At 37.8% G+C, this 19,509-nt stretch carries 20 protein-coding genes; 7 read left to right on the top strand and 13 right to left on the bottom strand.

What is annotated here, in order from left to right; genetic code table 11:
* Window positions 1-242 precede the first annotated feature (242 nt).
* Window positions 243-1,403 carry a DUF4317 domain-containing protein gene (locus tag KHA87_RS02710; RefSeq protein WP_213092570.1) on the bottom strand — a complete coding sequence of 387 codons (1,161 nt, stop codon included), beginning with the start codon at window positions 1,401-1,403 and terminating at the stop codon, window positions 243-245.
* 260 nt (window positions 1,404-1,663) lie between these two features.
* On the opposite strand from KHA87_RS02710, the gene KHA87_RS02705 reads away from it, so the two are divergent.
* A complete protein-coding gene (locus KHA87_RS02705) occupies window positions 1,664-1,837 on the top strand; it encodes a YjfB family protein (RefSeq protein ID WP_213092569.1) in 174 nt (57 codons plus the stop codon).
* Between the two features lie 325 nt (window positions 1,838-2,162).
* Here KHA87_RS02705 and KHA87_RS02700 read toward each other — a convergent pair whose 3' ends face one another.
* Window positions 2,163-2,684 carry a GNAT family N-acetyltransferase gene (locus tag KHA87_RS02700; protein WP_213092568.1) on the bottom strand — a complete coding sequence of 174 codons (522 nt, stop codon included), beginning with the start codon at window positions 2,682-2,684 and terminating at the stop codon, window positions 2,163-2,165.
* 223 nt (window positions 2,685-2,907) lie between these two features.
* On the opposite strand from KHA87_RS02700, the gene KHA87_RS02695 reads away from it, so the two are divergent.
* Entirely contained in the window at window positions 2,908-3,756 is an 849-nt protein-coding gene (locus tag KHA87_RS02695; RefSeq protein WP_249310074.1) for an alpha/beta fold hydrolase, read from the top strand.
* A gap of 213 nt (window positions 3,757-3,969) precedes the next feature.
* On the opposite strand, the gene KHA87_RS02690 is transcribed toward KHA87_RS02695, so the two are convergent.
* The 9 genes from KHA87_RS02690 to KHA87_RS02655 form a co-directional block, all read right to left on the bottom strand.
* A complete protein-coding gene (locus KHA87_RS02690) occupies window positions 3,970-4,509 on the bottom strand; it encodes a GNAT family N-acetyltransferase (protein WP_213092567.1) in 540 nt (179 codons plus the stop codon).
* A 111-nt stretch (window positions 4,510-4,620) separates the two neighbouring features.
* Complete coding sequence (locus KHA87_RS02685) at window positions 4,621-5,877, bottom strand: GNAT family N-acetyltransferase (protein WP_213092566.1); 1,257 nt, start codon at window positions 5,875-5,877, stop codon at window positions 4,621-4,623.
* A 168-nt stretch (window positions 5,878-6,045) separates the two neighbouring features.
* Entirely contained in the window at window positions 6,046-6,660 is a 615-nt protein-coding gene (locus KHA87_RS02680; protein ID WP_213092565.1) for a TetR/AcrR family transcriptional regulator, read from the bottom strand.
* Window positions 6,661-6,697: 37 nt separating this feature from the next.
* Window positions 6,698-7,174, bottom strand: coding sequence for a GNAT family N-acetyltransferase (locus tag KHA87_RS02675; protein WP_213092564.1), 477 nt, complete (start codon window positions 7,172-7,174; stop codon window positions 6,698-6,700).
* 69 nt (window positions 7,175-7,243) lie between these two features.
* Window positions 7,244-8,848, bottom strand: a complete 1,605-nt coding sequence (locus KHA87_RS02670; RefSeq protein WP_213092563.1) for a M2 family metallopeptidase — start codon at window positions 8,846-8,848, stop codon at window positions 7,244-7,246.
* Window positions 8,849-8,998: 150 nt separating this feature from the next.
* Window positions 8,999-9,856 carry an alpha/beta hydrolase gene (locus KHA87_RS02665; RefSeq protein WP_213092562.1) on the bottom strand — a complete coding sequence of 286 codons (858 nt, stop codon included), beginning with the start codon at window positions 9,854-9,856 and terminating at the stop codon, window positions 8,999-9,001.
* A gap of 215 nt (window positions 9,857-10,071) precedes the next feature.
* Complete coding sequence (locus tag KHA87_RS22115; protein ID WP_349305549.1) at window positions 10,072-10,608, bottom strand: sensor histidine kinase; 537 nt, start codon at window positions 10,606-10,608, stop codon at window positions 10,072-10,074.
* Window positions 10,609-10,701: 93 nt separating this feature from the next.
* A complete protein-coding gene (locus KHA87_RS22110) occupies window positions 10,702-11,196 on the bottom strand; it encodes a HAMP domain-containing protein (protein WP_249310072.1) in 495 nt (164 codons plus the stop codon).
* On the bottom strand, window positions 11,193-11,879 hold the full coding sequence (locus tag KHA87_RS02655; RefSeq protein ID WP_213092561.1) for a response regulator transcription factor: 687 nt from the start codon (window positions 11,877-11,879) through the stop codon (window positions 11,193-11,195). Before KHA87_RS02655 ends, KHA87_RS22110 begins: the two co-directional genes overlap by 4 nt.
* 300 nt (window positions 11,880-12,179) lie before the next feature.
* On the opposite strand from KHA87_RS02655, the gene KHA87_RS02650 reads away from it, so the two are divergent.
* The 5 genes from KHA87_RS02650 to KHA87_RS02630 all read left to right on the top strand — a co-directional run bounded on the left by KHA87_RS02650 (window position 12,180) and on the right by KHA87_RS02630 (window position 16,971).
* Complete coding sequence (locus KHA87_RS02650; RefSeq protein WP_213092560.1) at window positions 12,180-12,656, top strand: DUF6220 domain-containing protein; 477 nt, start codon at window positions 12,180-12,182, stop codon at window positions 12,654-12,656.
* A 414-nt stretch (window positions 12,657-13,070) separates the two neighbouring features.
* Complete coding sequence (locus KHA87_RS02645; protein ID WP_213092559.1) at window positions 13,071-13,475, top strand: DUF6223 family protein; 405 nt, start codon at window positions 13,071-13,073, stop codon at window positions 13,473-13,475.
* A 372-nt stretch (window positions 13,476-13,847) separates the two neighbouring features.
* Window positions 13,848-14,723, top strand: a complete 876-nt coding sequence (locus tag KHA87_RS02640; RefSeq protein WP_213092558.1) for a sigma-70 family RNA polymerase sigma factor — start codon at window positions 13,848-13,850, stop codon at window positions 14,721-14,723.
* Window positions 14,724-14,753: 30 nt separating this feature from the next.
* Entirely contained in the window at window positions 14,754-15,119 is a 366-nt protein-coding gene (locus tag KHA87_RS02635; RefSeq protein WP_213092557.1) for a DoxX family protein, read from the top strand.
* Between the two features lie 412 nt (window positions 15,120-15,531).
* On the top strand, window positions 15,532-16,971 hold the full coding sequence (locus KHA87_RS02630) for a serine hydrolase domain-containing protein (RefSeq protein WP_213092556.1): 1,440 nt from the start codon (window positions 15,532-15,534) through the stop codon (window positions 16,969-16,971).
* Window positions 16,972-17,273: 302 nt separating this feature from the next.
* On the opposite strand, the gene KHA87_RS02625 is transcribed toward KHA87_RS02630, so the two are convergent.
* Both KHA87_RS02625 and KHA87_RS02620 read right to left on the bottom strand, forming a co-directional pair.
* Window positions 17,274-17,450 (bottom strand): hypothetical protein, encoded by a 177-nt coding sequence (locus KHA87_RS02625; RefSeq protein ID WP_213092555.1) that lies wholly within the window; start codon window positions 17,448-17,450, stop codon window positions 17,274-17,276.
* A 27-nt stretch (window positions 17,451-17,477) separates the two neighbouring features.
* On the bottom strand, window positions 17,478-19,430 hold the full coding sequence (locus KHA87_RS02620) for an aconitate hydratase (RefSeq protein WP_213092554.1): 1,953 nt from the start codon (window positions 19,428-19,430) through the stop codon (window positions 17,478-17,480).
* Between the last annotated feature and the right edge of the window lie 79 nt (window positions 19,431-19,509).

The following is a 19,509-nucleotide window of genomic DNA, read 5'->3' as shown; positions in this document are numbered from 1 at the left end:
ATTTCTCTTCTTTTTTCAATCATAACTCGGATTAATTCAGGCATATCATTTTAGCTAAAAAGTGTCCATCTCTCTTTACCTGTAAAAAATAGATGAACCAAGGGGCAAATCCCTTGGTTCATTGTTCCTTTTATCTTTTACAGATGTAACTTTCCAACATCCTTTATGAAAAGAGTTACTGGATATATTTAAAAACACCCAAAAATATTGGCGTTCAACATTTTCGGGTGTTTATAATCCATCTATAGCGATTCCGTCTCTAATCGAAACCCTTCGACTACCACTTCTTCATCTACCTCTAATAATAAGCATCTCTTTCCATTAAAAGTAATATACTTTATATTTTTGAGTTCTTTCGGGCTAATGGTTACATTGGCAATCTTTGTTTCGATTTTAATCGTTTTCGGAATGACACTGCTTGCTTTGATTTCATGTTTTTCATCATAGACAACACTTTTGAAGGCATGTTCCACTTTGTCTGAGTTTACATTTTCAACTCCGCTTGCCTCTAAGATCCGTTCGATATCCTTAGAATCCAACTTTGGAGTTTCACTTTCTTCATTTTCTGCATTCTCCTGAACAATCTTATCAATTTCCTCATATACATTCGAAATGACCTTGGAATCCACTTCGTCGCCGACTACCATTTTTACAATTTGTTCAAAGCTGTCCTTTTCTTCTACTGCTGTAATGATCTCTTCACATTGGAGTACATCCACTATAAAAGTTTCACTTGGTTGATTTGCTTTCCCGCCATTATAAAGAATATGATTCACATCTGCTGCATTATCATTAAAGGCCGGAAACAGAAAACCGGTTAATGGAGCTGCTAAATTTATAATAGGGTCCACAGCATTATTGGATTTAAATTCTTTCTCAATATAATCAAACAGTAAGGCTTTTTTCGGCTGATCCGTTTTATTAAGACTGCAAAGGACAAACTGGCTAGAGTATACCTCATCATCTCCGCCTTCTTCGGATTCCAAATCCCTTTTTCTTGTTGCCTTTTGATATTCTCCGCGGATAAAAGTTACTACCGTATCAAATTCATATTTTGCATGTGCAAACATTTTTGAAACGATATGCAACATGTGTTCTTTCCAATCTTCCGTTAATTCTGCATGTAATCCATTGAATAGTATCATCTGTGTACTCTGATCTACATCACGTCGAAATTTCAATTCAAACAGCTTTGCGTCAAGACCTCCTGTCAATACCTTCTTAAAGTTGGTTAAAAACAATTCTTGCGCTTCCTGCTCTAACATTTCAAACGGTTGGCTAACTTGATGATAAATCTCGCCTGACTCTTTCTTTACATATACGTTGAATATTTCTCGGATTTTCATATATCGACTGTTTAATTTAAATTGATTCCGGATATTTGCGATGTCTTTTTTATTCATTTATCTCATCTCCCATCCCTGATTATACTGTTCTGATAAAAAAATAGTAATACTTGATATTTTTTCAGTTTTCCTATCAAGCAGGAATGGTCTATTTTAATAGAGTAGAGATAATGATGCATTGTGCTTGAGAATACAAATTGTTTCTCAAATATAGAAGTAGTATTTTGCTGGGGAAATTGGAGTTACATTATATTACTTCTATACATTCAACCTATAAAATTCAAACGCTTATCCGATATAATAATTGAGGTGAGAATATGGATATTGCAGCCTTATCAATCGGATTGAGTCAAGCATCATTAGGTCAAAGTGTTGAAATTGCCTTAACAAAAAAAGCAATGGATACAGCCCAACAAAACAGTGTTCAAATGATTAAAATGCTTGAAGCACCACATCCGAATTTAGGTAACACCATTGACTTAAAGGCTTAATTTAGGAGTACATTCATGTTCTCATGAGTGTACTTTCTATGTGTATTATCTACTATCACCCTGTTATTATTAAAAAATAAGAAAGATCAACTTATTTGAAATATTTTTCTCGGACAGTGAATCTGCTGTTGTAATTAAATGTCCCTAAATTAAAGGTATTGCGGACCCCTGTTCCGTTATTCACGAAAAAACCAAAGGAAATCGTTGCTATTTCATAGAATAGTGGAACGTAAGTCCGCTAATATTAAGAATTCACTTATTTTGTCACACATAAGGGATCTGGTGTCCACCTTAGCGAAACTTCTATGTTTTTCTAAGGACCATTTCACAAATACTTTTCCATCCTTATATCTGCCCACATTTTTCCTTGCCAAAATGTAAAATTTTCAATACGACCGATTTCCTTATATCCAATCTTCTGATAAAGCTTTTGTGCATGATGATTAAATTCAAATACACCTAATTCAATACGATTAATTCCCTCCTTTTTTATCTGTTCCTCCAAATATTGAATGGCTTCGTATCCAACACCTTTTCCACGTCCTATGGATTCCCCAATTGTAATGGCTATCCAAGCGGTTCCATGCTCCTTCTTGTAAAGATGGCCAGGATCGACCATATAGCTCATTTTCCCAATTAATTGATCATCTAAATATATAAGGAAAATATGTTCGTTCTCCAATCGTTTCGATATTCCATCCAAGGTGACATTTTCACGGTGTTCCAATGCTGCTTTGTTTTTGTTTGGCCGAATCAACGGAATTAAATTCGAATCATTTTCCCATCGATTCCATACTTCTATAAGTCTTGAATCAGGATTTGACAGTTTCTTAAAGTTAGTAGTCATTTGCTCTCTCTCCAATATTTTGACGTCATATTCAATTGATAACCTTTCGTTATCATATTCCTTAAATTTAGAATAACAATTTAAAGCTTGCCTTCCCAGTACCATAATATAAAACAAGGAATTTTCAGAAAAAATAATTGACAAATTAAAGGACATTCCTATAAAATACAAACTGTACAGTCGGTTTTTATTATGAATGTGAAATGGGTTTGGGGGAATAATCATGTCAATGATAAACAATGAAAAAGATTATTTTAGTACCTATTATTTTCATGGATTACATGTATCCATTATTGGTGAAGGTGAGCCGATTATTTTCTTGCACGGGGGACCGGGCGGTGAGCATCGCTTCTTTCTTCCCCATCTACTGCCCCTCGCGAAACAATTCAAATTGGTCTTTTATGATCAAAGGGGCTGTGGCAAATCTAAGCCTTCTGAAAATAACCAATACACCATACAAGAGGAAGTTAAGGCTTTAGAAATGCTACGTGTAGAATTACAATTGGAAAAAATCAATTTGGTAGGCGAATCATGGGGATCTATGCTAGCTCTACTTTATGCTGCGACCTATCCAGACAGAGTAAATAAAATTCTATTAACTGCAGCAATCGGAATAACGGCCGAAGGATTTAACATATTCGCAAAGGAATTAGACAAAAAATTGACAGAAAAGGATAAGGCTCAACTTAGTTATTGGGCACAAATACTAGAAAATGATGAATCCGCCTTAGTAGAAATATTTAAAATCATTGATAAGTATTATGTATATTCAGAGGAAACACTGAAACGCAAATCAAAAACACAATCAAATTCCACTGTGAATGCTGAAATGGGAAAAGATATCCAAGCAAATTATAATCTATCTAACCATGTTACCAAATTAAAAGATATTCCTATTTTAGTTGCACAGGGTAGTCATGATATTCTTCATCCTGGTTTAATTCAAAACCTACTTTTAGATCATATTCCTCATGCAGAGTTGGTAGTCATTGAACAATGTGGACATTGGACAGTTGTAGAAAAGCCGGAGGTATTCATTGATATTACACAAAAATTTTTTGGGACACATTGAGAACATAAGCTATAATTCACTGATGTTTATGACCGTTGAAATATGAAACGAATCACTAATAAAATATATTGTCTACACTTGTTATTAGGTTAAATAGATTGAGATTTTATACTTAATGTTTAATTAAGACTGCCAACAAATTGGCAGTCTTGTTTTATTCTTATTCTCGTAATATCATGTAAAAATTATTATATAACAATCCTTTGCTGAATGTTATTTCACATATTCATTTTTCATTAGTCCCATCAGGTAATTATCATAATATTTCCCATCAAAATAAAGGTCCTCTCTCAACGTTCCCTCCATTTTGAATCCTAATTTCTCATATGTAGCTATAGCTCTTTGGTTATAGGCATATACATTAATACTGATTCTTCTTAAATTTAATGTATTAAACATGTATTCAATAATTAATCGTAAAGCTTCCGTACCATAACCTTTACTAGTGTATTCTTCATCGGTAATAGCAATTCGGAAGCTTCCCTTTCTTCCTTGATGCTCAATATCTAAGATCGCTAAGTCGCCAATAACTTGATCATTTTCTTGTAAACAAATCATAAGATCCATTCTACTATCATCTGTACTCCATTTGTTAAAAACATTTTCAAAGGTTTGTCTTGTCAAAAAGTCTGTTGTTCCTGTTAACTTTCTTATAGTAGGATTCGAAACAGCCGCTAAATAATGATCTATATCCTCATTTTCAACCCTTCTTAAATAAATACGATTACCTTCCAAGTATTTTATCTGTTTCATTTTCTTCCTCCAAAAATAGTAGGTTTTATTTATTTATTTATTTATTTATTCTAACAATCGATTCAAAAATCTAACTTCATCTTCTCCATTGGATCATTCTGACTCAGTAATTTAAAAAGCTGTTATACAAATAGGGGCCCCCTGTTGGAAAAACAACGATTCTAAAGTATCCATATATTCAATGTTACTGATTTTTAACTTCCCGAATTCGTAAAGCTTTTTAAATTGACAAGCTCCTACCAATAAAGATGAAAAATCGGAAATATCTAATTCTATTTCTACATCTATTCTTTCATTATCAACGCATGTTACTAATTCACCTTCATTCAGAGTCAAGATAATGGAGCGATTCTGCTCCATTAGGAAGGTATCAACGATATTTATTTTAACTGTGATGCTTAATTTTTGAGTGTTATTCATAAAGTAATGTTTTATAACATTTTCAATATCTATTATTCTATACATTAAGCCTGTTCCTGATTTATTGGTTTCGTGATAAACACTTGGAATAAGATTACCAGTTCCATTTGTTGGATCACAAACAAAATACTCCAGGTAATTATCCTGTGTTTGTAATATGACATTATTAAATTGATCAGCTTGACTGTTTATAAAGGAGCTTAGTTTAGATAGTGCCAATGGATTTTCATAAACAAGCTCTTTCACAACTAAATCATTTTTCAAAAAGTTGGAAGGGTCTCTTTTTACTGTGAACAATAAATATCCTTCAACCTTTTTGTTATGCATAAATCCAATTAGCCTATGATTAGGGTTTCTAAACATTAAATCTAATTCACTCTCGGTTTTAGAAATCATACCGTGTTGAGATCTTACTTTTCTTTCATAACAATCCTTAATTAGTCTTTTATGAGACAAATCGGCAAAAAATAGACCTTTTTTATCAGTACCAGCCGGAAAGCTATGTGGCTTTATTATATATTCATTCATTTTTGTTCCGTATCCAAAACCCATTTTTTTATAAAATTGTGGCCGAAAAGGGTAAAGTAAAGCTAGGGAGGAACCGCGTTGTTTTATATGCTGTATATAGAATTCAACTAGTTCCTTTGCTACCTTCTCTTTTTTATGCAATAGATCAACTGCAACTAATCCCAGACCACCTACTTCTATAAAGGATGAATAGAAATTCATCCTATAATAATGTATCCTCATCCCACCTAATAGGGTATTATCTCTAAATAGACCATAGAAGTTAATGGAATCATCCTTTTCCTGTATTTCTGTCAACTTATTTATTAATCCATTTTTAGCTTCTAAAGTATTTTCCATTACTCCAGGATAAGCATTTATAACAATATCAACATATAAAGGCATGTCCTCTTTTGTTAGTTTTCTTAGCATACTTTTCATTTCATAGCTCCTTTATTAATTTTTAGATTTTATAATGAATAATAAGACTTATAGATTAAATAAAAACCGACCAGACGGTTATTTTTATTTTAACAAAGCATTGTCTTTCTTACAATATAAAATGCTGAAAATTAAACAAAAAGGCAAGCCCTTTAGCTCACCTATCAACTACACCTTAATTCGATTAATAAACATTACCTTCATTTCATTCAAGATATCATTATGCGGAAAATCATCTTTATTTACAATTTGAGAAATAACCCCATCAATCATTGTCCAAAATAGATCCGACATTAGTTCAGGAATTAGATTATCTTTAAATTCCCCTGAATTTTGTCCCACTTTAATTATGTCTGCAAGAAATTGTACAAAGTATTTTTGTCTTCGTTGATTCAACTTGTCATTTAAATCTGCATGTCGAGAGGAATAAGATTTAAAATCATAATGAACAAGGATTCTGTCCCTATCCTCTATAACTTCTTTCTCACTTTTAAAGTACAAGTCAAACAAGAAATTGATTTTTTCTAAAGCTGTTTTATAATTTAATATCGACTTTTTTAAGTACTCATAAGTATGTTCTGTACTTTCTTCCATTAATTCTAAGTAAATTTCATCCTTACTGCTGAAATAATGATAAATTGCTCCTTTGCTTTTTCCGGAATGTTCAACGATATCATTCATAGTAGCTGCCTGAAATCCTTTTTTCGCAAAACATGCAAGAGCACTTTCTAATATTTCTTTCTTTTTCTTTTCTTTGTGATTTTCTGATACGATTGGAGCCAACTATATCCCTCCATAATGTTTTGAACCCTTACTTTTTTTAAACGTTGACAATGTCATTTTTAATAAAGAAATCCATCACATTTTCATCTTCCAGTGTTTCATCCGTTTCCATAAAACCGATATTTTTATAGAAGTTAATGGCCCCTTGATTTTCCGGGACAACGGAAAGTCGAACTCTTTGACAACTTGAATGTTGTTTAGTAATCATTTCAATAACTTTTAACATTCCTTGCTTTCCATATCCTTTTCCCTGGAATTGCTCCCCTATCATAAATCTTGGGACCCAATGTCGATCATAGTCCTCATTATCCGGGATATATTCAACTGCCGCAACACCTACTACCGTTTCCCCATCACAAATAGCGTATGGAGTAAATTGTGGATCGACATAAGCCCACGCAATCGTAGCCAAATTTCTGGCGACAAATTGTTTTTGATCCTCTGAAACTTCTAATTTTGCGCATTCCCTTATGTTTTTTTGTGTAATTGGCTTAATTTCAATATTTTTCATCATTACATCCCCCGTCAACCGTTATTAGCATAGACTAGTTCAAAACCATTAAAGTATCCTAAATTATTCTTCTTATTTTTGTTTAACTTTAATATCTGTCTGGCAATACAGTTTACAAAAATGAGTAGGATTTAACTTTTCACCAGTAATTCTGTGAATCTTTTCGTTCCAATTATATAGGGCCCCTGGTTTAAAATATTGATTTAAAAGCATATCCCCAGTTGCCTTTGTGAAAATTTCAGGTGAGATGAAATTTTCTATATAACGTATTAATTGGGCAGCCATTAGTTCGCCAAGTAAGTAATTTTGGTAATAAACCGGTGCTAATGTAAAATGGATCTTTGCAGCCCAGTCAGGTTGGTCAGTCCGGTCAGGAGGGGTTACTAATTGAACCTCTCTCACAATATTCCACCATAAAGAATTTAAATCTTGATCAGGATTCTCATATAATTCCTTTTCAAAAAAGACAAAGGTAATGATCCATCTGGCAGCAATTAACATAGAAAGCTGTTGCAATTTTGCTAGTTCAGGTGTAAGCTCTTGAAGCATCTCTTCATCCATTTTTAGAAATTGACGTAACCATCTTGGATCTTTCCCCATTTTACCAAACAACATAGCAATGGCTTCTGTTGTTAAGGTATGACTGCTGGTTCGTAGGATAAACGGAAGCTCGGAATCAACGTATTTAAAATACGCAGCATGACCAAATTCATGTAAATTGGTTTCCATCCAATAGGAATCTTCCTCAAGATTACATAGAACTCTAACATCCCCTTCACGATCCATATCTAAACAGAAAGCAGTTGGGTTTTTCTTATCTCGTGGAAATAAATCACTCTTTTCATACAGATCTGAAACTTCGATTCCCATTGCTTTGAATGTATCCGTTGTAATCTGTAGGATATCTTTCCCAGTAAAGAAGGGATCCAAGTTTGTTTTCTCTGAAGTCGGAGCTTCTTGAAAGAATGGGTCTACATAATGCCATGGTCGAATATCAGAAGTCTGGATTCCAAATTTCATTGCTAATCTTTCATCTAACTCTTTTTTCATGGATCGATAAGCATTATCGGATTGACTGATTAAATCCCTAAACATAGAGAAGACTTCTTGTTGATTTAATTCCTGAAGAGCAAAACTCATTTGGTAATGATTATCGTATCCCAGTAATCTAGCAGCCTCATTTCGCTTTTTAACAAGTTCAAGAAGATCCTTTTCGACAACCTTTCCAACCTCTTTACTTGCATACCAGACCTTTTGACGAAGTTCTTGATCAGTACTGTTAATTAAGACATCTCTAATTTCGTTTGCAGAATATTTTTTTCCATCTACTTCCGGTGTAAAGGTATTGAACAAAAGATTTAAGTCAGAAGAACGCTTAGACAAGTCCGAAAGAACTTCTTCCGGTAATAGGCTTTCTTTCATCCCATTTAGGAAAAGAAGTAGTTGGCGTTTCTCGATTTCAGTTACATTTTCATTTTCTAAATAGTGCTTTATTTCTTCGTAAATATCTTTACGAGAAAATAATAAATTCAATTTAGTTTCTGCTTCACTTAGCTTATCTGCCCACTCAGGGTCACCGGTAGTTTGCGCCATCCAACTTGCTTCTGTTACATCTCGCATCAATAATTGCATTTGATCATTAAACTCTTGTAAAAAGGTTTGCACGTTCTTCGTCATAATTATCCATCCCTCCATCAAATTTCGGTTTCCATCCATATCAGGTAAAAGTGAAATAAAGTTGTTTAAGTAAGCGGATTTGAAAGTTATCTCTAATATAAACCAAACGGTCGGTTTTGTAAATGCAAACTTTTTAGAAAATTCACTAGGCTACTCTCTTATTTCTGAATAAAATTGCAATATTTCACGACCGATTTCCATATACTTATCAAGAGCCATCAAATGTTTAGACTCTGGAATAATGCAACACATAGCTTTGGTATGTTTTTTAGCAACATCAATATATTTTAATTTTATCGCTAAATTGTCTTCCTTTTCGGCAGGCAAAAATAGAATTGGACAGGTTATATCTTCGTATAGCTCTTTGTAATTTAGCTTACATACCATTTCCATAATCTGCACGTTAATGGAAGTCGGAATTTGGTAGGATATACGTCCTTCTTCGACTTCATAGATAGAAACAAACTTAAACCATTCTTCGAAATAATGATCCCAAATTGATTTTGGGAAAACACCTTCCACATATTCTAAAAGTTCCGATTTAGAAGTGAAGCTATTTATTTGTCTATTTGTAAATTCCTCTAATATTTCTTCTATAGTTAAGTCCCTTTCTCCCTCAGGACCTATATAATTGATCATGCCAGAGTCTATATTTGTGAGGGAAAGGACATATTCCGAATAAATAGCTGCAAAAGCGGTCGCAATATCTCCACCTAATGAATTTCCAATTAAATGTGCCTTTTCAATATCTAAACTCTCCAACACAAACTTGATATCGTAACATTGGGTTTGAATGTCATAACCGTATGTACTTTTGTCCGATTCACCATGCCCCCTCAGATCCATTAATATGATGTAATAATCTTTTTCAAATAATGGGACTGATTTCATCCAAATTTGCGATGAACTTCCTTGCGGGTGTAAAAAAAGAATAGCCTCATCTTTCTTATTACCAGTTTCATAAACTTGTATCTCTACTCCATCTACATTGATTTTTCTTCCGTTCATCCGTATCCCCCTTTTGATATTGAATTAAAAGAAAATTCCCTCTTCTATATATCATAAATTAACTGACTGGTCACCTTTTTTCTATTATAAAAAAATAGGCTCTTTTTGTAAGGGTTGTTGTTTTGGGGCTGAACATTCTCCGTACCTTCCGCTCCAACTACACTCATCGTTTTCAATAATATTAAAAGTAAAAATCCCTTAGAAAAGAGCCTTTGTTAAGTATCATTACCCAAAGGCAAATAAACTGTAAATGTCGTACCGTGATCATGTTCACTCACTACACGAATAAAACCACCGTGGGCTCTAACAAAATGATGAGCGATCGATAATCCTAGTCCCGTTCCGCCTGTATGCCGCGAACGGGCCTTTTCCACGCGATAAAAACGATCGAATAGGTGGTCCAGTTCTTCGGCGGGAATACCGATGCCGGTGTCTTTCACTGAGACACATGTATAGACTGTATTTTGATCCTTGACCTTGTCTTCCATTACAACCGAAATCTTTCCTCCTGCAGGAGTGTAACGGATTGCATTAGTCAACAAATTGATAAACACTTGCGTAATCCGTCTCGCATCGGCCATCACAGTTACCGGCTGCTTGATCACAAAGAAGCACAATTCTAGCTCATTTTCCTCAGCCTCCATTTTTACATCATCAACGATTTGTTCAAGTCTTGCCGACAAATCGAGCGGTTTGCAGTCCAATGCCAACCGGCCCGCTTCCGCCAACGACAAGACATGAAGATCTTCCACAAGCAGTCCTAAGCGTATCACTTCGTCATGGAGTCTAAGCAGCATTTCTGGAGGGACGTATTGACCTGTCTGTTGAGCATTTTCTAATTTCAGCTACATAATTGAAAGTGGAGTTCGGAGCTCATGTGCGACATCAGCTACTAGCCGCCTGCGAGCTTCTTCCGCTTCCCTTAGGCGAAGCGTCATATCGTTGAATGTCTGGATTACTTTACCGTATTCGTCTTTTGATTGGACAGGAACGTTAACTTCCAGATCCCCCTGTGCAACGCGTTCGATAGCGGTAACGAGCTTTCTAAGAGGGATCGTTAGCAACCCCGAAATCCATAAACTAAACAACAACCCGGTTGCTATGAAAAACACCCAATTTCCAAGCAAAAAATTCTTCATCTTACTTGAAACGTAAGTCTTCAAGATTTCGATTTGTTCCCTGGGCAGTGCATTTAAATAAGATGCATCGATTTCTTCCTTACGAAATTGATCGAACAAAGAATCCATGTAAGCCTGTTTGGTTACAGCATGAGCGCCACCGATAATAAGTACGAGCAGTCCCATGGAGATAAATATTTTTTTGCGTACCGTCAACGTCATGATTGTTCACCAAATCGGTAACCGAAACCGTATACCGTCTGAATATAACGAGGGTTAACCGGATCGTCTCCCAGCTTGCGGCGAAGATTCCGAATATGGGAATCCATCGTTCTTTCATATCCCATATATTCGTCCTCAAGAGCGGCTTTTATTAGTTGAAGTCGGCTGAAAACCATTCCGGGACGCGAAGCTAACGTGTATAAAATTTTGAATTCAGTCGGTGTCAGTTGGACCTCTTGGCCATCCTTGAATACCTGACATTTCGCCTCGGAAATGGTCAGGTTATCTCTTTGCAAAAACATCGTCCTGTCTTCAGGTCCGTATATGCGGCGTAATAAAGCTCGGATGCGCGAAGCGAGCTCGCGTAAGCTGAACGGCTTCGTCAAATAATCGTCCGCACCGATTTCCAGACCAACGATTTTATCCGATTCATCCGATCGGGCAGTGACCATAATAATACCGCAATGCGAGGTTTGCCGTAATTCCCGGCATACGTCAATGCCACTTTTCTCGGGGAGCATCCAATCAAGCACGACGAGATCAGGCCTTTCAGACTGGGCAATCGTAAGGGCTTCCTTGCCAGTACAGGCAGTCAAAACATTAAACCCTTCACGATGCAGATAGGTGTACATTTCCTCAAGCATGCCCGGTTCGTCCTCCACAAGCAACAATTTTGGTTCCATTCCAATCACCTCTTACAAGTTTAGTCTACTCCCAGTGCGGGATTACAACACTTACCGAAAATTATAACGTAATTTAACATGTTCTTGAATGAATTCACAGAAAAAGAAGAAGATTTGCATAAGTTCTCGACATTTATTGTTTAAACTGATTGTGTAACGGAGAGATCGTTTTGTAATGCAAAACGACTTAAGGAGTTTCAGAGGCTAATTAACAACCAAGATTCTGAAGTAGTGCAGGCAAATGGACGATCTCATATGGAAATCTGACTAATCTTATTTTTACGAAAGCGAGGAATTAAGATGAGTAACTTCTCAGTAAACGGCAGTGAACCTGAAGTTGGGGATCGCTCAGAGGAAAAAAACAAGCTTTCACGGCTCGTGATTGGAGCACGTATCGTTTTTAAAGCAATGGTAAGGATATTTGCAATTTGCATTTTGATCCAGGTGTTTCTTGCCGGTCTCGCACTGTTTTGGGATTCGAGCCAATGGGTCAGCCATACAGGCTTTGCCAAATTACTAATCATTGTTTCAATCCTGATATTCGTGATATCTTTCATCGCTCGACTACCGCATTCACTACGTCTACGTAGTGCGGCGTTAATCGGTATCATCATTTTAATGGCGGTCATCGCCAAATTACCGTCTGGGATTAGATATATATCTGCTCTTCATCCGGTACTAGCTCTGATGTTGTTTTTTGGAACTGTATCCCTCTCACGGAAGACAGATGCGATCCTTAAAGCAAAAAAGCAAGAATCTAAGGAGCAAGGCGTCTGAATTGAAGCTTGATCACAATCTCAAAATGGATGGAGAGGATAAGATGCTACCCTAATCTATCCTATTATCTATTACTCTTTCTATTTCTTATCACGTCTGGGATATCGCTGAATCTGGTTACGCATGATTATGCGATTAGATTTCATTGGTTTCGATTGGTTGTTATGGTTCTATACGGAATGTCCGGTATCCTTGTTATATTTATTTTTATTCCAAGGCAATAATTATAGACAGCAAAGAACCTTTAAATTAGCCGAAATGGACACATCACGGACCTGTGTTCGAATATTTAAAACGTGTACGCCAAAATAGCAAATTAACAAAGAAAAGGCTGCATTGATCCCTTCTATAAGAATGCAAAACAACCATTCTAATATCTGTGGATTTGCAAAATAAAAAAGGAGTAATAAACAAATGAAAATGAAGTTTGTTTCATTCTTAATATTTTATACATTTCTGCTAGTACCAACTATTGCCTTTGCTGAAGTGGCCGACGGTAATATTGAATACGGGTTAACACCGGGGCGCATCAAAACTATCGTCGCCGCGGTAGTCGGGTTGATCAGCGTGGTCATCGGCGGGTTGTCTCTTACCCGATTCGCCAATCGTTTCAACTCGTGCAACAGGCGTGCCGGGGCCATTGTTGCCTTGATCGTGGGACTGATCGGTATTGTCCTTGCTGGACTGCATTTAGTCAACTCCACTGGTGGTTTCGGCACGGGTAATGGGCGTGCCGGGGCCATCGTTGCGATAGTAATAGGTCTGACCGGCATGGTACTAGCTGGCCTAACTCTAGTCCGCTACCGTCGGGATGGCTGACCAACCGTGGTGTCCTCCTGTCGTGTCCCGGTTTTAATGAAAGCGAACAAAGAATTGGATCATGCTACAAGAGAACTAAGGAAAACCCCCGTAAATCTCCATAACTAAGTTTTAGTAATAACATATACTGGACGTTTACCTCATAGTTAGCAAAATGGCTTTAATGCTGTTAAAAAAGGAGCATTGCACTTTGAACGATTGCAGTATTTTTAATGAAAGGAAATAGCAGCCCAAAATTTGCCAGAATGGCCGATGGATTAAGAAAGTATTTGATTTAATAAGTAGGTATAATGAAATTTTTTTTGCAAACTGTCACATCGGTACGTTTCCATACGTCAATCTAATGAAGGCTTATCAGAAAGGAGTATCTCGATGATCAACTCAAACTGGCATACAGAACAATTCGAAGCCCATCGGACCCATTTACGGTCGGTAGCTTATCGTATGCTCGGAAACTGGAGCGAGGCGGAAGATGCCGTCCAGGAATCATGGTTTAGATTAAACCGCTCTGAAATGGACGAAATTGAAAATATTGGTGGCTGGCTCACGACGGTTGTTTCACGGGTGTGTCTCGATATGCTACGTTCTCGAAAGATGCGACGGGAAGAATCGCTTGAAACTACTGAAATCGAGAGGGTCATACATCGTGAAGCAAAAGGGGATCCTGAGTATGAGGTATTACTAGCTGATTCCATTGGTTTGGCATTACTAGTGGTGCTCGATAACTTGAGTCCATATGAGCGGGTCGCTTTCGTGCTACATGACATTTTCGCCGTACCATATTCGGAGATTGCTCCTATAGTAGGTCGTTCCGAGGCTGCGGCGAGGCAGATGGCAAGCCGTGCACGACGACGTATACAAGGAGCAAAGATAACTTCCCAGACTGATCTCTTCATGCAAAAGAAATTGGTAGATTCTTTCCTTGCTGCTGCACGGAGCGGTGACCTCGACGCATTACTTAAATTGCTCGACCCGGGAGTAGTGCTGCAAAGCGATCGCAAGAACACTCCGAACGAAGTCCATGGTACCCATGACGTGGCTGAACAACTGATGTGGGGACGCGCCAAAGCCGCACGACCAGCACTAATCAATGGAGAAGTTGGGGTTGTCGTTTCACCTGGGGGAAAATTGCTTCTCGTCTTATCTTTTTCTTATGCGGACGGAAAGATCGTAAGGGTTGACGTAATTTCCGATCCAGCACGTATAAAAAAGCTGAACTTGGTAATGTTGAATGAAAAGCAAGCTTGATAACATCTTTATTTAAGAGGAGGAATTAAAATGTTCATATTTTCTATCATAATTCAGAGCTTACTCTTGGCTTACTATCTCTTTTCCGGCACGGCCAAAGTCATCGGAGCAAAGTACTGGGCCGATATCTTTGCTCATCTTGGGCTCTCCCAGAGGCTTCGTGTCGTTACAGGCATTATCCAATTAATCGGGGCTGTCGCGCTTAGCGCTGGCTACTGGTATAACGGGGCAACCGCTTGGGCAGGGGTATGGCTTGGCGTCACGATGCTGGTCGCTATCCTCATACATCTTAAAGTTCGAGATTCTTTCAGCAAAATAGCACCGGCACTTGTATTCGCCGCTTTGAACATCATTATCGTTTCCATTAACGCGAATCATTTGTCTTCTCTCTTCTGATCAACCTAACAAGTTATGAAAATCCTAAGTGGTTTGAACTTAAACCATTTCCTAAACTCATTATTACTACACATCTTCTAGAAAATCTTTAAGTAATAAGTTTAATTGAACACATAAGAGCTGGAGAAAGGATGAGGGGAGTGTGTTACCAGGTGGCATCAGTCTGGATTGCTAAATTGCAGGTTCTAAGGATGAGTACCACACATGGATGATGGCAATCGGCTGATAGTTGAATAGAGAAATAACTATGTAGGTATGAGTTTGGTAGTTAGGTAGGAACATTCTTTGGAAAGTTTTTCAGCAAAATAATTAGTGACAGGTTGGAAAGAAAATGAGTGTAAGAAATATAGCAATAATCCTATGCTGTCTGTTCATCTTCCCCTTATTCGGCTCAGCCCGGAGTGATGAAGGCATGCAAGAAAAGCGATTTGAAACTGCAGTCTTCTCGGAAGTGGATACCTACATTGCTCATGAAATGAAACGACAACTTCTTCCGGGGCTAGCTCTTGCGATTATACAGGGTGATCGCATTCTTTACCTTAAGGGATATGGTCAAGCCGATTCCTTGGGTCGTCCTGTAACACCTGAAACACCTTTCGGATTAGGCTCAATAGGCAAGTCGATTACCGCAATGGCAGTTCTGCAACTTGCCGAAAAGGGAAAAATTGACTTAGATGCGCCTATAAAGAGCTATTTTCCCAAGTATAAGGGTGCAGAGTTCATTACTATACGTCAATTACTTAACCAAACAAGCGGGTTCTCACAAATCTCCACTTTTAGCAACTCGCTTTCAAGTATCAATACACCGAATCAAGATGCTCTGGAGAAAAACGCCATGACTTATGCCAAAAAGTTTTTAAAGGACACTAAGCAAATTGAACATCCCTATAGGTATTCGAACGCAAATTATGTATTGCTCGGCTATATTGTGCAACAAGTATCCGGCCAGTCTTATGGCGACTATGTGAAAGAACATATTTTCATCCCTCTGTCTATGCATAACAGTTTCGTTACGCTCGATGAAGCAAGTGAACATGGTTTGGCTACGCCCTACCGTCGGATATTCGGGTTCAACGTTGCCTACGATGGCCCATATGTTTATATTCCAGGCGATGCTCCGGCGGGCTATCTTTATACCAGTGCGAAGGACATGAGTCATTACTTAATAGCCCAAATGAACGGCGGCCGATTTAAAGATCATTCCGTGCTGTCTTCGGAAGGCATTCGTCTTATGCAGACCGAACCTGTTCCGGGAACGTACGCCATGGGTTGGATGACAGATCAAATTAACGATTTACCTGTTATTAGCCAACCGGGTGGCTCGATAGGCTTCCAAACCCAATCCTATATTGTTCCGGAACAACAACTGGGAGTTATCGTGTTCGCTAACGCGCTTGACGCGATCGATGCCGATTGGCCCAACACACATATTATCACGACTACCCACATCGCTTCCGGAGTCATAAACTTGCTGAATAAACAACCAATTGGAAAATCAGGACTAAGCATTTCGCAGAGATACTTGCTTGTTAATGTTTTAATATTCATTCTTAGCGCATGGTTATTATATACGACCGTTCGAACAATAAAGCAATGCCTTCTACCGTGGAGCCCTGATACTGGCCCATCTGAAATATCTATAAAAGTTTTAACAAGAATTGTCCTGAATTTTGCAGGTCTGTTTATTGTCCTGCTGTTAAGTATGACTCAAGTTATACCGGTATGGCATATTGCAACCATTTATCAGCCGGACGTTATCTTCTGGCTGAAGATAATGACTGTACTTATGGCACTTAAGGGAAGTATGGAAATAATTCAGTTGGTTCGGCCTTTTGAGCATAAAAAACATTAAAGTGAAGTAGCGAGAATAAATTGGATAGCAAGTGGATGATTCGCTTATTACTAGGAGTCTCTCTAAATCAGTTCCAAAGTGACAATTCCTTAACATTATATTTGCATTGGTAAGATGGTGTTTCCTACAAAAGCCATTAAAGATATGAAAACTTAAGGAAAATATAACGAAGATACTCCAAAATATAACACGCTATTGATGGAACTCATAAAATTTCTTGTTGTTATTAAGACGTAATTATCCCGATTATCTAACAAAAAACGAGGCTTCCCTCGTTTTTTGTTAGTTATTAGGACACAATTTTAATCAAGCAAACGGTTATTTTCATCTACAGACATAACTTTAGCAGGTTTTCTGCTTCCATCTGAATTTAATTCGCCAACCCCATGACAAACATTACAGGTATATTGCCATCCTTCATCATCAGAAAGCATTCCAGTACCTTCACATGCCTTACATGTAATCTCTCTGTCAATCATCATTATCCCTCCTACAATCACAAAACATCATATATGACTTTGTTGTTTTTGACGGTTTTTTACCCAATTGATTAATCCACCTGCCAGCATCATTTCAATCTGGCGCCCTGAAAGTAAATGTCTCACTGCTATTTGCTTATTCTTTTCTTTCAATGTAATTTCAAACTCATTTCCTGATTTAATTTTATTTTTAATATCTTTTAATTGGAGCACGTCACCTTGCTGTAGAAGGTTGTAATCTTCTTCATGGACGAATGTAATTGGCAATACTCCAAAGTTAACAAGATTCTGCCAATGAATCCGAGCAAAATCCTTTACTAACGCCACTCGTAAGCCTAAATATCTTGGTGCCAAAGCAGCATGTTCACGGCTAGAACCTTGACCGTAGTTCGATCCACCTATAATCGCATGCTCACCTGTTTCCTTTGCGCGCGTGTAATAGGATCGGTCTATGATTTCAAATGTAAACTTACTGATTTCAGGTAAATTGCTTCGATATGGAAGCACTCTTGCCCCACCTGCAAGAATTTCATCGGTTGAAATATTGTCACCCATTTTCAATAAAATTGGAAGCTCCAATTCATCAGGCAGTTCATCCATTTTAGGAATGGAGGCTATATTAGGACCTTTATGAAGTTGGACTTTCTTCGCTTCTTCATATGGTAATGGTTCATCTAATAGATGTTGATCAATCACTGGGTTTCTTGGTTCTTCCACCTTAGGGTACTTCATTCCAAGCGTTCTAGGATCCGTAATTTCACCCATTAGCGCGGAGGCTGCAGCCGTTTCCGGGCTACATAAGTACACGCTATCTTCCCTTGTCCCGGAACGACCTGGGAAATTACGCGGTGTTGTTCGTAAACTATTTCTTCCAGTTGCAGGTGCTTGTCCCATTCCAATACATCCATTACACCCCGCTTGGTGCAATCGAGCCCCAGCTTGAAGCAGGCTAGCAATATGGCTCTCTTTCACCAAGTCAGTCAACATCTGCCTTGACGTTGGATTAATATCAAAAGATATCCCTTGTGCTACATGTTTTCCTTTTACGATTTCAGCTGCAATGGCAAAATCACGAAAACCAGGGTTGGCAGATGAACCAATATAAGATTGATAAATAGGAGTACCTGCAATCTCTGAAACAGGTACGACATTCCCGGGACTGGATGGCTTTGCAATAAGGGGGACAATCTCCGATAAATTTAATTCTTCATCTATATCATAAGTTGCCTCGTCATCCGCTTTGAGTTCGATCCAATCCTCTTCCCTTCCTTGTTCTATTAAAAAACGTTTTATTTCATCATCAGAAGGAAAAACCGTACCAGTGGCACCTAGTTCTGCCCCCATATTAGCTATAACATGACGATCCATAGCACTAAGTGTTTGAACACCTGGTCCATAGTATTCAATCACCTTGCCAACTCCACCTTTTACACCATGTCTGCGAAGCATTTCCAAAATGACATCTTTCGCACTTACCCATTCAGGAAGTTTTCCTATTAACTTAACTCCCCAAACCTTTGGCATTTTCACATAAAAGGGTTCCCCAGCAATAGCCATAGCTACATCAATGCCACCTGCACCCATGGCGAGCATTCCCATACACCCATTTGCACAAGTATGGCTGTCAGAGCCAAGCAATGTTTTTCCCGGCTTGGCTAATCGCTGCATATGTACAGGGTGGCTGACACCATTTCCAGGACGACTATAGTAAATACCAAATCTGCGTGTTGCGCTCTGTAGAAAAAGATGGTCATCTGGATTTTTGTTGTCCACCTGGATAAGATTGTGATCAACATACTGTGCAGAGGCTTCCGTTTTTGCCCTTTCCAATCCCATTGCTTCCAGTTCTAGCATGACCATTGTACCTGTTGCATCTTGTGTAAGAGTTTGATCAATTTTAAGGCCAATTTCTTCTCCGGCACTCATTTCACCTGATAGAAGGTGACTTTTAATTAGTTTTTGAGTAATGTTTAATGGCAATTTAATGCCCTCCTAATCAGAATAATTAGTCTAGGCTTACTTACGTAAAGTAAACCCATAGCGAATCTAATAAGAGCAC

The organism is Bacillus sp. FJAT-49736, assembly GCF_018343615.1.
In the GTDB taxonomy this organism is placed as follows: domain Bacteria; phylum Bacillota; class Bacilli; order Bacillales; family Bacillaceae_C; genus Margalitia.
Note: the sequence above shows the minus strand (reverse complement) of the source record. Positions and strands in the feature narration are given on the sequence as shown.

Excerpts from the sequence above, each read along its gene's own strand:
- KHA87_RS02690 (WP_213092567.1), bottom strand. The coding sequence starts at position 4,509 with ATGAAACAGATAAAATACTTGGAAGGTAATCGTATTTATTTAAGAAGG.
- KHA87_RS02670 (WP_213092563.1), bottom strand. The coding sequence starts at position 8,848 with ATGACGAAGAACGTGCAAACCTTTTTACAAGAGTTTAATGATCAAATG.
- KHA87_RS02655 (WP_213092561.1), bottom strand. The coding sequence starts at position 11,879 with ATGGAACCAAAATTGTTGCTTGTGGAGGACGAACCGGGCATGCTTGAG.
- KHA87_RS02635 (WP_213092557.1), top strand. The coding sequence starts at position 14,754 with ATGTTCATATTTTCTATCATAATTCAGAGCTTACTCTTGGCTTACTAT.
- KHA87_RS02630 (WP_213092556.1), top strand. The coding sequence starts at position 15,532 with ATGCAAGAAAAGCGATTTGAAACTGCAGTCTTCTCGGAAGTGGATACC.
- KHA87_RS22110 (WP_249310072.1), bottom strand. The coding sequence starts at position 11,196 with ATGACGTTGACGGTACGCAAAAAAATATTTATCTCCATGGGACTGCTC.
- KHA87_RS02650 (WP_213092560.1), top strand. The coding sequence starts at position 12,180 with ATGAGTAACTTCTCAGTAAACGGCAGTGAACCTGAAGTTGGGGATCGC.
- KHA87_RS02640 (WP_213092558.1), top strand. The coding sequence starts at position 13,848 with ATGATCAACTCAAACTGGCATACAGAACAATTCGAAGCCCATCGGACC.
- KHA87_RS02695 (WP_249310074.1), top strand. The coding sequence starts at position 2,908 with ATGTCAATGATAAACAATGAAAAAGATTATTTTAGTACCTATTATTTT.
- KHA87_RS02710 (WP_213092570.1), bottom strand. The coding sequence starts at position 1,403 with ATGAATAAAAAAGACATCGCAAATATCCGGAATCAATTTAAATTAAAC.
- KHA87_RS02625 (WP_213092555.1), bottom strand. The coding sequence starts at position 17,450 with ATGATTGACAGAGAGATTACATGTAAGGCATGTGAAGGTACTGGAATG.
- KHA87_RS02675 (WP_213092564.1), bottom strand. The coding sequence starts at position 7,174 with ATGATGAAAAATATTGAAATTAAGCCAATTACACAAAAAAACATAAGG.
- KHA87_RS02665 (WP_213092562.1), bottom strand. The coding sequence starts at position 9,856 with ATGAACGGAAGAAAAATCAATGTAGATGGAGTAGAGATACAAGTTTAT.
- KHA87_RS02700 (WP_213092568.1), bottom strand. The coding sequence starts at position 2,684 with ATGACTACTAACTTTAAGAAACTGTCAAATCCTGATTCAAGACTTATA.
- KHA87_RS02685 (WP_213092566.1), bottom strand. The coding sequence starts at position 5,877 with ATGAAAAGTATGCTAAGAAAACTAACAAAAGAGGACATGCCTTTATAT.
- KHA87_RS02645 (WP_213092559.1), top strand. The coding sequence starts at position 13,071 with ATGAAAATGAAGTTTGTTTCATTCTTAATATTTTATACATTTCTGCTA.
- KHA87_RS02705 (WP_213092569.1), top strand. The coding sequence starts at position 1,664 with ATGGATATTGCAGCCTTATCAATCGGATTGAGTCAAGCATCATTAGGT.